Here is a 16,368-nt window from a genome sequence, read left to right on the forward strand (position 1 = left end):
TATCTTGACTTGAATCAAAACCCGTTTATTTCGATCATAGGTATGGCCTGCGAATTCGCAGGCCAAGCTGATTCATTGACTCATTTTTATCAAGTAATTTTAGATGCAGCAGATGCAACTACAGATATTGCACCCAATCGATGGCAAGTCGATATGCAGCAAGTACCTGATTTAATTAAGCATGGTGGCTATTTAAAAAGAAACCCCTGGACTTTTGATGCGCAATCTTTTGCAATTTCGCCCAAAGAAGCAGCGCGTATGGATCCGCAACATCGTATTTTGCTGGAACATACCTATCATGCATTTGAGGATGCACAGATTGATCCCAAGCAGGTAAAAGGAACACGCTGTGGTGTATTTATTGGCTTAGGAACTCAAGATTACTCACGGGTCATGCATACCTCTGGAGATTTTGGCGGTTTTCATAGTAAGGGTTCTTTGGGAAGTATGGCGGCGGGTCGCATTGCCTATCATTTCGATCTTATTGGGCCTAATTTTGTAGTTGATACTGCCTGTTCATCATCTTTGGTCGCTTTGCATCAAGCAGTTCAATCGTTGAAGAATAATGAATGTGATATTGCAGTGGTTGGCGGTACCACTTTAATTTTAACTATTGACTACAATCTCGATTTAACAAGCGCTGGCTTGATGGCAAAAGATGGACGTTGCAAGCCCTTTAGTCAGAATGCGGATGGTTTTGCGCGAGGTGAAGGCGTTGGTGTAATCATTTTGCAAAAGCATGCAGATGCCCTAAAGGATAAACGTCGTATCTATGCGAATATTTTAGGTAGCGCAATTAATAGTGATGGTAAAACCAATGGCATCATCGCCCCTTCCAAAGAAGCACAGAAACGGGTCATTAAAGAAGCTTTAGCTAATGCTAAAGTGCATCCTGATCAGGTTAACTTCATAGAAACTCATGGAACGGGTACCAATTTAGGCGATAAAATTGAGTTTGCTGCTTTGTGCGATGTTTATCAAGACAGGAAAACCCCACTCTATATTGGGTCGGTAAAAGGCAATATAGCTCATTGCGAAGCAGCTGCTGGTTTAGCAAGTGTTATTAAAACCAGTTTATGTATTTATCATGGTATTATTCCACCACACACTGCCGCTCATTGTGTCAATCCGGATTTGCGTCATGATTTGTTGCAGGTTGAGTTTCCAAAACAAATAATAGAAAAATCAACTATTATTGGGGGCGTAAGTTCCTTTGGGATGAGTGGATCTAACGCTCATGTAGTGCTGGGCAGTGAAGGACAAGAGCTTGCTGAGTGGGGTGTCTATAAAAAAGTTTTTGCAAGAACTGAACTAATGCCTGAGTATTTGAAGCAGTTCACCCCTAATGCAAGCAGGCAAAACACTTTGGAATTGGTTCCGACTTGCCTTGAGCTGCAGATAAACGTAGATCTCACAAAAGCTAAAGATGCTTATATCGCGCAACATGTGATTAATAATCAGCAAATACTGCCAGGATCTTATTATGTAGATACTAGTATTGCGCTTATGCAAAAACTGTCTAGAGACTATCTGGGAAATCAGCAGCCTTTGCTAATTGAAATTCAACGCATGTTGATTTTAAGACCGGTTATTTTTGAAGACAGTTCAAGTGAACACCTTAGGGTCGTGATTAGTCAAAAAAAAGCCAACAACTATCATGTGACTTATTATCGGACTGCAGAACCGCAAGTCATTGTTTGTGAGTTGCAGGTCTTTATAAAGGCTAGCGAACAGTCTAAGCAATCACTACCAGAACATAGTGCTGTTGAAAAAAAATCGGTAGTCGGTTTCTATCAACGTTATGCAGACTGTGGTGTTACTTATGGTTCTTTGTTTAAAAGATTGGCGTCTTATTATCCCTTGGATGTGCATAATATTATTGCAGAAATATTCCCGCCTGATTCCGAGCAGTGCACAATAAGTCATGCAGTATTTATAGATAATTGTTTGCAGACTATTGGTCTTGGTTTGGTTAACGTAGGGCATGCTTACGTGCCTACAAATATTGCTTCACTCACCCTATTCCAAGATGAGTCCTGGAATACAGTGTTTCAATGCCATGCTCAAATAACTACGTTGGCAGAGGAGTATCTTGAAGCTAATTTAACCGTATATAATTCAAAAAATGAAGTGGTCATGCGTGCACAGGGAGTTGTTTGTCAAGCCGTTGATGTGGAACAATTTAAAAAGCAGAATATACATTATGTAGATTGGCAGCCCGTTTTACCGAACCCTAGTGCTCTAGATTATTATGAGCCATGTACAGTAGTTTTTAATGATAAAAAAACACAGGTCGCTGAATTTTTAGCTTGTTTTTCAACGCCAAATGAGTCAATGAAAAGCCTGTCGTTTGCTGATTTTATTGCTGGCGCTGAACTAACGGGTACTCATCTTATTTATTTAGCTGATTCTGAAACGAATTCGCTGTTCCAAAGTTTTAATCAACTATATAGTGCACTTTGTTTGCATGATGAAAAACATCCTGGACGCTTAAAAAAACTGACCCTGGTTTCTTGTGAACATTTTCTGGTATTAATGCGCGCGGTAGTCCTTGCTTTTCCGACTGAATTCCCTAATATTGATTTCAGGTATCTCTATTATGATACCTTTACCTCGGACAACGTACACTACCTGTTTGGAGAGATTGCTACTGATAGCGATAAGTTAGTTGCTCCATTTTGGCAAGTAAAGTCCAATGAACTTTATCGCTACCAAATCTCACCCCTCTTAAGTTTGAATACGTCTCCTAAAGTTTTAAAAACCGATGGTTATTATTTGCTAATCGGTGGTTTGGGCGGTATTGGTAAAAATTTATTAAAACATATGCTTGCCAATCTGGGCATTAAAAAGGTGATAGTGACTTATAGTAAACCTGAGTCATTAGCAGAGAACCTTTCCTTTATCGAACAACTGACAACAGGTTATGAGGCTAATATTCTTTGTAAGCAGCTTGATGTCACTAATTCATTGCAATTTGAACTATTATGTAAGACCCTGCCACGTCCTTTGTACGGCATATATCATTTAGCAGGCATTAATATCGATCAATCTTTGGGGAGAATAACCGCTGAGTCGATTGCCACAACCCGCGCAGTTAAAGTAGATTCAGCCTGGAAATTGCATGAATTCTCTTTGCAAATACCCGAATTAGAACAGTTTGTTTTATTCTCCTCACTTGCAACGTTAGTTCCTTCGCCCGGACAATTTAGTTATGCTTTGGCAAATCTAGGTTTGGTTGATTTGGCAGATTATCGTTCTAGTCTTAATTTGCCAGTTACTATTATCGATTGGGGACCATGGGCGAATACTGGCATGATGGCCAAATTATCCGCTAATGCCAAGTCCAGTGTGGCTGTGCGTGATTTTAAAGCCTTGGAACCTGAACTCTGTTGCGCTTCTTTATTTGCCTGCCTTAATGTAGCCAAGCAATACCATTTTGCAGTATTTAAATTAGATAGACCGCAAATAGCGAAAGTTGCAGTAGAGGATAATCCATCTATAACTGAATGCAATAATGAGGACTACGTACAACAGCTTCTGGTCCAATTAATTGCCGAAGAAACCGACCATGAAATTTGCTCTATTAATGATGGCAGTGATTTAACAGATCTTGGTTTAGATTCAATCAATACCATTCGCATTCGTTCTGAATTACAAACGCAACTGAATATATCAATCCCTTTATCGTTGTTACTCACTGAACGAACTGTTGGTTCTTTAAAGCAGAAACTCAATCGGTTGTGGTTGGACAGCCAGGCTAATGAAGTGTCACCTGTTGTGGAATATACTTCTAAGACAGAAGATCTCATTAGTGAAACCAGGTTTTATCCACTTTCCGCAAATCAATTTTCCATTTGGTTCGAGCAACAAACGGCGGAGCATACTACTGCTTATAATTGTTCTATTGGCTGGAAGATTACAGGTAAGTCGATTCATCTTGAGCAATTCCAACATACATGGCGGATCATGTTGCAAAGGCATGAACTCTTGCGAGCACTATTTACTCATCAGAATAATGAACTTGGTTATAAAATAATACCCATGGAAGAAGCGGTTACTTATCCCATGCTGATAATCGAAGAGTTATCTGCCGATGCTGTAGTTGATGATTACTTACAAACCCATTTAAATCGTTTTATAGATTTAGCAAAAGAATTGGCAACTAAAGTTTATCTTATTGAGCAGGGAAATGAGGTGTATTTGATGTTGTCTTCCCATCATATTGTGATGGATGCAGCCGCTATGTTTCAGTTAGGTGATCAATTGGTGCGTTCTTTATGTGTTCCTGGTTTTGTTTTGCCTACTCTAACAGAGCCGGCCTCATATCATGAATTCACTGATTTTCAACGTCAGCATACGATACCTGATGCTCTATCGTTTTTGTTGCAGCAAGTATTGGATGACGATAATGAGTTACGGGCATTTGAATTACCAAAAAATGATTCACAACAATCAATCGATCTAACCCGCGGCGGCAGTATTAAGCTTGAACTTGACGCTGATGAACTGCAAACAATTATGTCTTTACCCGCCAGCATGCGGGTGCATTTATGTTTAAGTGCCTGGGCTTTGTTGTTAGCTAAATATACTGATGAGCGCAATGTATTAATTGGTATTGCATTTAATGGCAGAACTCAAAAAAAATGGACGGACATTATTGGGCATTTTGTTAATGTATTGCCGTTATGTATTCCTGTTGATCAAAATAAGGCTTGTTTAGATTTTGTAACTTCAGTGAAAAATCATTTGATTGAGCTGATGGAGTTTCAAGATCTGCCTTTGATGAAACTGATGATGCAAGACCGCGTGAAAAAGGTCTTACAAGGTCGAAAATTACTACAGACTTATTTTAATTACTTCGATGCTTCTGAACTTGAAATGGACATTAATAATCAGGAATTACACATTGAACCTTTAATGTATCCCCAACAAGAAGCTCAGTTTGAAGTAAGTTTATGGGTCACTCAAACTATAGACAGCTATTCTTTTGATATTAAATATCAGCGGGATTTATTTTCAGATACGATTTTGACGAATTTAATGCAGCATTATAAGCTCATTCTTTTGCAATTAGGGCGCGCCTTATTAAATAAGGAAAGTTCGCATCGCTTGCGCGATATTAAATTAGTCACAGGTATGGATGAAACCGGTTTACTTCCTGTTTTTGTAGCGGAACAACCCGATAAATTAGTATATGACCATTTTATGGACTACGTCAGTTTGACTCCAGAGGCAATTGCCATTGAAATGCAGAGTCAGACTATTAGCTACAAGCAACTGTCGTCTTATGTTGATCAACTCGCGGCTACACTGGCGGAGTTTCCTCAACACCGTGATGAGACAGTAGGTATTTTGTCTCCTGAGCGCGCAAACATTGAATTTATTGTCACGGTATTGGCTTTGTGGAAACAGGGATATGCTTTTGCACCATTAAATAAGCATTATCCTTTGGAACGTATTAAATATACGATGGAAACTATTGCTTGTAAGAAAATTATCAATATCAACCAAGAGTGCTCGGCAGAGATTTTAAATTATGTAAACAGTATGTCACATATGCTGGTACTTGATCTGAGCTTGCATAACGAGTCCTTAGAGATTCAGTTAGTGAATCAGCCTACAGCTGTTTTGACATCTGAATATTCTCTGGCAACAACTGCCTCAGATTTAGCTTATGTACTATTTACTTCTGGCAGTACTGGTTTACCTAAAGGGGTTTTAGTTGAACAAGGTGGGCTTATTGATCGTTTATTGTGGATGAAAAAATATTTTAATTATTCTGCCCAAAATAAATTCTTACAATCAACTATGGTAACTTTCGATGTGTCCCTTCCTGAATATTGTTTGCCTCTAATTTGTGGTGGTACAACAGTATTATTTCATCAAGACGATAATCCTCATGCGCATGCAGAACTTTGTGCAAGACATTCCGTTACCATGGTAAGTACAGTGCCTTCTTTATTTAGTATTTTGCAAGATAATTTGGCCAAATGCACCTCATTACAACATATTATTATGATAGGTGAAGTACTCCCTCCTGCAAATGTGAATCAATGGTTGCAAAGCGGTACAGCATGCAAATTGTATAATTTATATGGACCTACAGAAGTTACCGTTTATGCAACAGCCTATGAATGCAGCAATTCTGTACTCTTCTCCCAGGTACCTATAGGCACACCTTGTGATAATGTCATTGCGCTAGTGCTTGATTCTTATGGAAATTTGGTACCCGAAGGGGTCGTAGGGGAATTATATTTATCCGGTACAGGGGTTGCCCGTGGGTACATCGGAGGTCAATTAAAAACCAATCCATTTGCTGATAATCCTTATCAATCGCGTTATCCACGCATCTATAAGACTGGTGATTTTGTTCGTTGGCGTGACCAAAACGCGCTTGAGTATTTAGGTCGTAAAGATAACCGAGTAAAATTGCATGGATTGTTAATTGAGCTTGGAGAAATTGAGCAACTTGTACTAAAGGTATGTCCTGATGTGAAAAATGCTTGTGCACTTATCGTTCCATCTCAATCGGGTGGTTCTCTAGTGAAGCATATCGTTTTATGTGTGATGCCGGTTGTTGATGATATTGATGTCCTTTTTAGCGATCTGCAACAACATCTTCCTAAATATATGTTGCCATGGAAAATAGTTACACTTGCTGATTTTCCACGTAATACCAGTGGAAAAATTGATAGAAAAGAATTAATTGAGGTGGTTCAATCCTTCTGTGAGCAAGAGTCTGACGAACATATAGTTCCGATTAAACCCATTGTCGCTTTGTCTTTTGTCGAGCAAGAGTGCATTAAAATATGGGAGCATTTATTGCGGAAAAAGAATATAAATTTAGAGGATAACTTTTTCCAGTTAGGTGGTGATTCATTATTGTTAGCTCAAATGACGTTGCTGGTTGAACAACAACTTACTGTCAAAATAAATTTTGCAAAATTTCTCGCTAACCCAACAATTGATTCATTACTTAATGGAGTAATTAAACAACTTCCATCCTGGGATAAAGAGTTTGATCTTAATGAACTTATAGCTCCCTATGGGGAGCCCAAAAATAGCAATGGGATCTTTTTGACGGGTGCTACTGGGCATTTGGGAATTCATCTGCTTAAAGCATTATTGGATCAGACTGATAAGCAAATCCATGTGTTGATAAGAGCTGCCACTGTTGAAAAAGCGCGTATTCGCTTAATTAATCGATTCAGCGATGTGTTTTCTTCAGTCTTAGACTGCTCACGTGTGCATCTATATTCTGGTGATCTTGCGCAACCTGATTTAGGCTTAGATGCCTCCGCTTTTTCGACGCTTTGCGATAGTATTTCAATTATTATTCATGCGGCTGCTGAGGTAAATCATGTGGTAGATTATGCCCGATTGAAAACTAATAATGTTTTAGTAAGTAACAACATGCTTCAGGTGGCGAATTTATCTAAAAGCGAACATTTGTTCTATATTTCAACACAATTTTCTGAAATTAATAATTTGACCGAATGGTATTTGGACAATTCACTAATAACTCAATTTGTCTCTGGCTATGAGCAATCCAAATTTATGGCAGAATCTTTAATGCATAAAGCAACTGAACTAGGGTATCCAGTTACAACCTTGCGCTTGCCATTGATTTTAGATTCACAAGATCCCTTGTTGCTTCGTCAAAACCATTTTGTTGCTTTTATTATGAAGTGTATGCGTATGGGTTATTATCCCGATTTACATCATACTTTCGATGTTCTCCCAACGGAACAGGTTGCAACATTTATTGCACAATCCTGTGATGTAATACCTGATCAGTCCAGTGTATATAATTGTCTAAATCATTCCATTTCGTTAACAGACCTATTTGATTACTTAAATGAACACTCGAACACAGTAACAGAAAAAAGGGACTATGAATTTTGGCGCACTTTACTTATTAGCACCACCAATAGCGAGGATCCATTCTATAAACTGTTGCCTCTCTATACGAGTATGTTTTCTTCACAAGAGATAAGTAATTCAAGGACAATTGAAAACAAATTATATTTGTCAAAAAATAATCAATCAGTTGGCGATGATGGTTATGCTAAACACACAAAGTACCTTGCAAAATTGCTTCATTCCTATTTCAGCATTTTAGAGCATTGATTGATACAAAGGTATGAGATAGGGTGGTCAGCTCGCAACTCTACTAGAGATTTCAAGAGCAATTATATTAAAATTTATCGTAACTCCCAATGCCAAGACAGGTCTGACTTATCTTGGCCAGAAGGTCGTTATAAAGCTGCATAGGCCCGGGCTACCTAAGTTACACTCGATCATATAATGTAAATCTTATATACTCCTAAGTACTATCCTTTAATTAAAGTAATCTATGTCTCAACAACGTGTTGTAATAACTGGACTAGGAATGATAACCTCTTTAGGCTTGTCTGTTGAATCAACATGGAGTGCTATCCTTAGTAGTCAAAGCGGCGCTTCTTTGATTACAACATTTGATACCAAAGATTTCCCATGTCGTTTTTCTGCATCAATTAAACAATTCAATCCAGAACAATTCAACATTACCTCCAAAGATACAAAAAAAATGGACCTCTTTATTCAATACGGATTAGCTGCAGCAACAGAAGCATTTAATGACTCTGGCTTGGACTGCAACACTATAAATTTGAATAGGGTTGGAGTGGCTGTAGGTTCTGGAATTGGCGGCATACTCACCATTGAAAAAGCCCATTCCGACTATTTAAATGGAGGGCCTCGAAAAATCTCTCCTTTTTTTATTCCTTCTACGATTATTAATATGGTAGCTGGTCATATTTCAATTCGCTATGGATTGAAAGGCCCCAACATGTCTGTGGTTTCAGCCTGTACAACCGGGACACATAATATTGGCGAGGCAGCCCGTATGATTGCTCGTGGTGACGTAGATGTCATGTTTGCCGGAGGAAGTGAAATGGCAACCACACCGTTGGCTCTGGGTGGCTTTGCCGCTTGTCGTGCTTTATCGCGGCGCAATGACAACCCAACTGCTGCAAGTAGACCATGGGATAAAGATCGAGATGGTTTTATGTCAGGAGATGGTGCAGGAGTTTTGGTATTAGAATCTTACGAACATGCAAAACAACGGAATGCAAGAATCTACGGAGAACTCATAGGTTATGGTACAAGTGCTGATGCTTTTCATATTACTTCACCATCACCTACTGGTGAGGGAGCTATGAATTCAATGAGCAATGCGATGAAAGATGGGAAAATTAATCCGTCAGAAATTGATTATATCAACGCCCACGCTACATCTACACCGGCAGGAGACGAATGTGAAGCTATGGCCATTACCCAAGTACTCGGTTCTTATTCAAAAACTGTTGCAGTGAGTTCTACAAAATCTATGACTGGCCACTTACTTGGAGCATCAGGAGCCATAGAGGCTATCTTTTGTTTACTCTCATTACGCGATCAAGTCGCTCCTCCAACGATAAATTTAGAGAATCCAAGTGATAATTGCACTCTTGATTTTGTTCCACAAACTGCTCGCCAAATGAAGATTAGAGTTGCTTTATCTAATTCGTTTGGATTTGGCGGTACTAATGGGTCATTAATATTTACAAAAGTTTAAGATAGCGAGTTAGGTTGGGTTAGGCTTTTTAGCCCTAACCCAATACGTGATCGCGATTACTCCCTCGTTGCAAGCGTTCACACTGAACGGATACCTCTCGTTTTACTCTTCACAAAGACGAGTTTCAATAATTCCAATCGAATTACTGCCTCTAACGTATCTTATAGATATAAAGAGCGTTGCTAGAAGTATGACTGTTGAAGACATAAGAGGCAGGAGTAGCGAATTTGGTTGAAGGAGTGCTGTTAATAATGGTGCGAAGCCCCATGCAAAAGAGTTGACCGAAGAAGATACTCCCATAATCCTTCCTTGAAATTCTACTTCCGTTTTATTGGAAAGAATACTTAGCAAGGCTACATAACTGCAAGGTACAAAAATAGCCATAATTACAGCAACAGCCCAGAGAACGCTCACTTTAGTAAACATAATGAGTGCCAAAATGCACATAAATTGAGGAGCTACACTAATCAATAGACATTTATTCAGGGAGAATTTTGATGTCAAAAAGGGAATCATGAACAAAAATGAACTTGCAAAGGTCACCGAAAAACAACACAGCAAGACAGAAACCATGAGTTGGTCGTAACCAAATTGGAGCAAAGCAAACATGGACATGTAATTAAAGAAAATATAATACCCTATTAAAAATCCAGTTAGGATCCAAAGTGGCGTCATCGTGTTCTTATTTCTGAAGGCACTAAAGATACTTTGAAATGCGCTCAACATATTCAACTTCATGCCTTTATTTCCTGGGTAAGTTTCTTTGAAATAGAATACAAGAAAAAACAAAGTTACTGCAGGCAATAAAGCAGCAAAATAAAATGGCGCAGACAGACCAAGAGTGACCCCAAATATGGGATAGGATAAAACGCCGGTAATGATTGGGCCAACAATAAAGCCGATTGAGTTGGCTGCTGTGATGAGGCTAATATTTCTGGCTTTGGTCTGTTCGGTACTAAGGTCAATAATTGCGGCCTGTGAAACCGGTAAACTCGCTGCTGTGATACCTGAGATAATCCGGCCAAGAAAGATCAGGGCTACATTGTTCATCGTAACTCCCATCCCCATGACTAATAAGCCAATAAAATTACCAGTAATACAGGTGATTAAAATTGATCTACGGCCGTGCTTGTCTGATAAGGCACCTAGAATGGGCGAACCTATAAACATCATTATGGGGTAAATGGCTAAAACAAAACCATACATAAAATTGCGAAAATCTGCAGAAACTGCCGGATCGAATAAGTGTGTTGTGTTGTGAACAAAAAGGGGGGTGAGTACTGGATACACAAGCGCCATACCAGAGGCATCAACAAAGATGGTGAGGAATAGTGCGAGCAAAGAAACTTTATCTGCTTTAATTGATTGAATACCTGTAGTGGTCATATTTAATCCTTTTGTTATTTCAAAATGCATCTATATCCATTTATTCAGTTAGAGTTTCCATATATTCTGCATACTGGTTGGAAGCCATATCTACCGCTTTTCCGCGAGAAGTATCCGAGGAATTAAAAAATTCAAGAAGGGCTGTTGCCATGTCGGACCGTGCTTCTGAACTTGAGGGCACAGAGTATACAGCCACTAGTGACCCATGGATTTGGCCAGGGTACATACGGTAGGTTACCCTCGTACCGGCGCTATGCAGTTTTTTAGCGTAGGCCTCACCTTCGTCTAGCAGAGGGTCAAATTCACTGGTCGCTATAAATGCGGGTGGTAAATTCGATAAGTTTTTAGCACGAATAGGGGATGCTTTGGGGTTCTCCCGATCCTCAGGTTTCGCGTACTGGTCCCAGAACCATTGAATTAGAGAACTAGTAAGCAGGTACTCTTCGCCGTGGTTCGTATAGGATGGTCGTGAAAAATCGCAATCAGTCATGGGATTAATCAATAACTGACCACATATAATCGGTCCACCTAGATCCCGTGCCATATGACAGACAACAGCGGCGATATTTGCCCCCGCACTCCATCCAGCTACAACCAGCTTGTCTGGTATAGCATCTAGACGGGCTGAGTTCTTAGCTACCCATTGTACTGCAGAATAGCCATCGATTGAGGCAGTCGGGAAGGAATATTCAGGCGCAAGTCGATAGTCAACTGAGATGACCATTGAATTAGAACGTGTGCACAAGTCTCGGCAAATTGGGTCGTCGGAATCAAGATTACCAAGAGCCCATCCCCCACCATGGAAATATACAATGATTGGATGTGGTCCAGGAGTCATAGGGCGGTATAACCGATAACTTAAGTTGCCATCAGCCCTAGGGAAAACATCATTTATAATTTCTATAGCCTTATAATTTGGAGGTGGTTCAACTGAAAATGAGGCATAAAGAGCTCTTATTTCTTCAAGTGGCAAAGTTTCTGGGCGTGGATTTTTATTGTCTTTGCTTGGTTGCAGTATTGAAGCAACATCTGGCTTCAAGGGGCGAATGATCCCATCATTGCAACGATCAATACCTGGTCCTTTAAAAGAAAAACCCAGATAATCACGATCCCTAACTTCATTACAGACGGCTCTATAACTGCCTAGACCACCTATATATGGCATGAATCCTCGTGGTTTTCCTGAGATGTTTGCACCTGTATACCAGGACTCTGCATCCGGGAAAAGCGTGAGATTCCCCCAGTCTTGCACATGTTGAGTCCAACTTGTTTCTGCAGTTTCACTGGGCTCTATAATAGTTAGGCCTTGAGCAGACATGTATTGAATACAGTCAGAGATCCAATCAACATGTTGCTCGATTGACATTACCATATTTGTCGTAACGGATGGGCTTCCTGGCCCTGTGACTGTAAAAAGATTTGGGAAGCCAGAGATCATTAAGCCAAGATACGACTGGGGACCTGTAGACCATTTATCGCGAAGTTGTACGGAATCTCGTCCGATAATATCAACATTAAGTAATGCTCCAGTGATTGCGTCGAATCCAACAGCATAAATCAGAACATCAAAATCAAATGATTCTTCAGCGGTATTGATGCCTGTTTTAGTTATAGAGGTAATCGGATTTTGTCTTAAGTCAACTAATCGAACATGTGGAAAATTATAGGTTTGATAGTAGTTAATGTCGAAGCATAATCGTTTAGTAAAAACAGCATAATCTTTTGGGCAAAGCATTTCAGCTATCTTGGAATCGGTTACAGTACTTCGGATTTTGTTTCGAATAAACTCTGCTAAGGTCTCGTTTGCATCCCGATTTGTACCCAGATCATTAAAGACGGAGGCCGCTTCAGCGATGCCAGAATTTTCCCATAGGTGCTCATAGAGAACATTACGTTCCTTCTCAGAGGTTTGTAGAGCGCTTTTGTTATTGATAGCCACCGGAACGCCGATTCCAGACCATCTGGCAGCTTCGCGGTATTCTTTGCGCTGGCTTTCCAAAGTTTTAAGTTCTTCCGGTTGAATAGGACTATTATTAACGGGAAGTGAAAAGCATGGAGTTCTTTGAAAAACAGTCAATGAGGCAGCCTGTGCTGCAATTACTGGTATAATCTGGATTCCCGTTGAACCGGTACCGATTACAGCAACACGTTTTCCTTGGAAGGATACTTCTTCTTGTGGCCAATTCGTTGTGCGGTAACTTTCTCCATTAAAGTTATTCGTACCAGGTATGTCAATTTCTTTTGGTATAGATAGACAGCCACTAGCCATTACAAAAAATCTACATGTAATTTCTTTAGTACTATTCAGGGTGCTTTCAACGGATAAGTGCCAAAGTGATAAGTCTTCGTCCCATTTGGCACTAGCCACTCTGGTCGAGAGATTAATGTCTGATCTCAATTTGTATTTATCGGCAACATATTGCAAGTAGTTGTAGATTTCAGCTTGCTTCGCGAATTTCTCAGTCCATTTCCACTCTGCTTCGAGTTCAGGATCGAAGCTATAAGAATAATCGGTGCTCGGAATGTCACAACGTGCTCCTGGGTACCGGTTTCGGTACCACGTACCACCAATATCATCTTCCAATTCAAAGATTTTGGCTGAAAATCCTTTGGAACGAAGCAGATGCAGAAGGTAAAGTCCAGAGAATCCAGCACCAATTATCGCGACATCAAGTTGAGGATTTTTATCGCAGTTTATCTTACTAGGATTAGCGGACATCTTACCTCCTAAAATCTGAAACTAAGTCATTAGAAACGGTAAATCGGTTCTATCCTATAATTATTTACTCTGTAAATTCCATGAGTCTAATTATCAATACTCGGGCCTTTGAGAGGTCCAGTGACGAAGGGTAGCTTAGGCTTTTCTTTAATGTCAAGTAGTTTTGGGTGACCCGCATCGATCGTATTTACTTTCTTTATTATAAATTGGATATCTTCTGGTATTTGACTGTTATTCAAAGGCCAAGGAATTCTTATCTTATAAAGTTCACCTGAGAATCTTAATTGAAATCATCATGACAACAACATTGAAGTGGGAATAAAGTTGTCACAAAACAGCTCCGACCTATCACTCTAGGCCCTTAAAGCGAGTTCTATACCTAATTCCCCCTGCTCCATTAATACCCATTCGCTCTAGAGCTTATAAAAAACCTTTGCAGTGTCAGCGAAAAGCGATTGTTGTTCTTTTACAGATAGATTTACCACGCTATCTTGATAGGCTTTGTATAAAACCGAAACACCTTGAGAAAGCTTGGTAATCGGAAGATGGCTACCAAACATACAACGCGAAGCTCCAAATATAGCAATTGTTTCTTTTATCCAAGGCTCAATTTGTTTAAAAGACCATTTAAGACCAAAAATGCATTCTATAGCAGTTATTTTAACAAAAACATTTGCACATTCACTCAGCTTTTGCATGTTTTTTTTCCAGCTTTTAAAACCAGCGCCTGTTTGATCAATTGGCCAGCCTAAACAATGTAAAGCAAAAGAAATAGTAGGAAATTTTTTAGCGTAGTGAATTGCTAATGGAATATCATGTGCATAGATTTCGAATTCAAAATTAAAGGGATACGATTGAAGGATAGAAAATGATTCCTCAACAATAGGCTCTTTAAGAATATCATTTTTGTCGGTATAACAATGCTGTGGATTGTTAGGATCCCAAAGTAAATGATCTCGTACAGAACGAATTAAGGGATTTTTGAGATACTGATTAAGGGTTTCAGAAATATTTTTATCGCGTAAATTAATATTAGCTATGGTTGCTGAGGGATAATGCATCTTCAAGGCAAGGTCTTCAGCAAATTTCATCTCTTTAATAGGGTTCGTTGAAACAAGTTCGGCCATAATCAGATGTTCAATTTGAAAATCTTTCATATCTTTAAAATAATCGATGGGGAGATAAGATTCAGGTAATTGCTGGTGATATTTTTCCCCCCATAATAAAGCCAATTTTTCATCATTGTTGGTTAGGAAAGGATGATGATTTATTTTTTTGTCATAAAAATGAAAATGAGTGTCTACAATTTTTAAAGTCATTGCCTATCCTTATGAGCTTAGTTTTTCCATTTCCAATAGGAAGCTTAGCTTACGGTATACAATCTTTATCTAATGGAATCAATTCTTTTAATACCTCGTTTTTATAGCACTTGCATCAGCGCTTACGTTTAAAAAGAATTCAGACCTTCAAATAAAAACTACTGCAAGACTAGATATCTGGTTATCTAAAGGGAGTAAAAATTAAGTAATGTCTCTTTTCTGCAATTGGAGGTTTTGATTCTAGGTTTATGATGAAATTATTGATTGGTTTGACAATGCTCGCACTGATCTGAAAATTGGGAGAGACCTTACTTTATTGAAAAACATCTTCCACTTAAATGCAGCAGATTTGCATGATAAAAAAAATTCCCATATATAATACTCGCATCAAAACCTGATGCGAGTAGCTTATTCAGTATTAACCGTTTAATCGTTATCTTTAGAAAGCGTACCGGTTGATGCATCGATTTTAACCTCAAACTTCTTACCTTGAGCATCTCGTCCTTCAACTTCCCATTGACCATGTTCAAATTCAATTTTTTGGATATTGGTATATCCTGCTTTCTCAGCAGCAGAAAGTGCTTGTTGAATACTTACCTTTGGTTGGCTGAGTCTGCAAAAGCAGCGGAACATACTAAAACTAGTGATGATAGAACAATTGTTTTCATTTTCATATTGGATCACTCGATAGTTTGGAGTTTAAAAATTAACATTTAATCATTATGTTGTAAATAAAAGTCTTCAAAATGGCCTGGTGTGTACCTAACCTTTGCTTTCGGGGGTTAATTCCATATAGCGCTGGTTTATCAGCATGCCCCTTCATAACCCTGAAGTAGTAAGGCTCGTGCCCCAAATAAGGCGATTAGCGACACTGTCATTCTTTGGCAGAAAACAGCCATTAAACGTTAAAAATAAGATCATTCCATTCTATTAATATTTATTTAGCGCATGATTTAATAGGCGATGCTGATAAACCAGCGCTATATGGAATTAACCCCACTAAATAGGGGGATGACAATCATCGGAAGCAAAAGATACTCTAAGCAAAAATAATCAGATATTTTGCATTAATAAATGACATATTGGCAATTGTTTTGCCATAAAATATTTTTAAATGGATGCGTTACTCGATTTCAAGAATCATTATTTTACAATGAGATATCTGCTAGAGTATCTTTGGGTTTAATTACAGAAACGAGGCAAAAGCGAATTACAGTATGCGAACTGCACTAAGTGGTAATAATTTACTCCGTCAAGTATCTTTTACTCAAAACCCATCCGATTTTTATTATGGTAGATTGACTTAATATGAATCAATAAATATCGAAATGATTAAAATAAGATCT

The 16,368-nt window shown here is 38.9% G+C and carries 6 protein-coding genes; 2 read left to right on the forward strand and 4 right to left on the reverse strand.

Annotated elements, in window-relative coordinates; genetic code table 11:
* Positions 1–9 precede the first annotated feature (9 nt).
* Positions 10–8,130, forward strand: a complete 8,121-nt coding sequence (locus Ldro_RS03035; RefSeq protein ID WP_058494958.1) for a non-ribosomal peptide synthetase — start codon at positions 10–12, stop codon at positions 8,128–8,130.
* Positions 8,131–8,356: 226 nt separating this feature from the next.
* Positions 8,357–9,598 (forward strand): beta-ketoacyl-ACP synthase II, encoded by a 1,242-nt coding sequence (fabF, locus tag Ldro_RS03040; RefSeq protein WP_058494959.1) that lies wholly within the window; start codon positions 8,357–8,359, stop codon positions 9,596–9,598.
* Positions 9,599–9,700: 102 nt separating this feature from the next.
* Here fabF and Ldro_RS03045 read toward each other — a convergent pair whose 3' ends face one another.
* From Ldro_RS03045 to Ldro_RS03060, 4 genes are all read right to left on the reverse strand, one after another.
* Positions 9,701–10,984 (reverse strand): MFS transporter, encoded by a 1,284-nt coding sequence (locus tag Ldro_RS03045; RefSeq protein WP_162263962.1) that lies wholly within the window; start codon positions 10,982–10,984, stop codon positions 9,701–9,703.
* A 40-nt stretch (positions 10,985–11,024) separates the two neighbouring features.
* Positions 11,025–13,703 carry a flavin-containing monooxygenase gene (locus tag Ldro_RS03050; protein WP_058494961.1) on the reverse strand — a complete coding sequence of 893 codons (2,679 nt, stop codon included), beginning with the start codon at positions 13,701–13,703 and terminating at the stop codon, positions 11,025–11,027.
* 413 nt (positions 13,704–14,116) lie between these two features.
* On the reverse strand, positions 14,117–15,022 hold the full coding sequence (locus Ldro_RS03055; protein ID WP_058494962.1) for an amidohydrolase family protein: 906 nt from the start codon (positions 15,020–15,022) through the stop codon (positions 14,117–14,119).
* A gap of 426 nt (positions 15,023–15,448) precedes the next feature.
* On the reverse strand, positions 15,449–15,655 hold the full coding sequence (locus Ldro_RS03060) for a PepSY domain-containing protein (protein ID WP_238583947.1): 207 nt from the start codon (positions 15,653–15,655) through the stop codon (positions 15,449–15,451).
* Positions 15,656–16,368 lie beyond the last annotated feature (713 nt).

Source organism: Legionella drozanskii LLAP-1 (assembly GCF_001467585.1).
GTDB classification, from domain to species: domain Bacteria; phylum Pseudomonadota; class Gammaproteobacteria; order Legionellales; family Legionellaceae; genus Tatlockia; species Tatlockia drozanskii.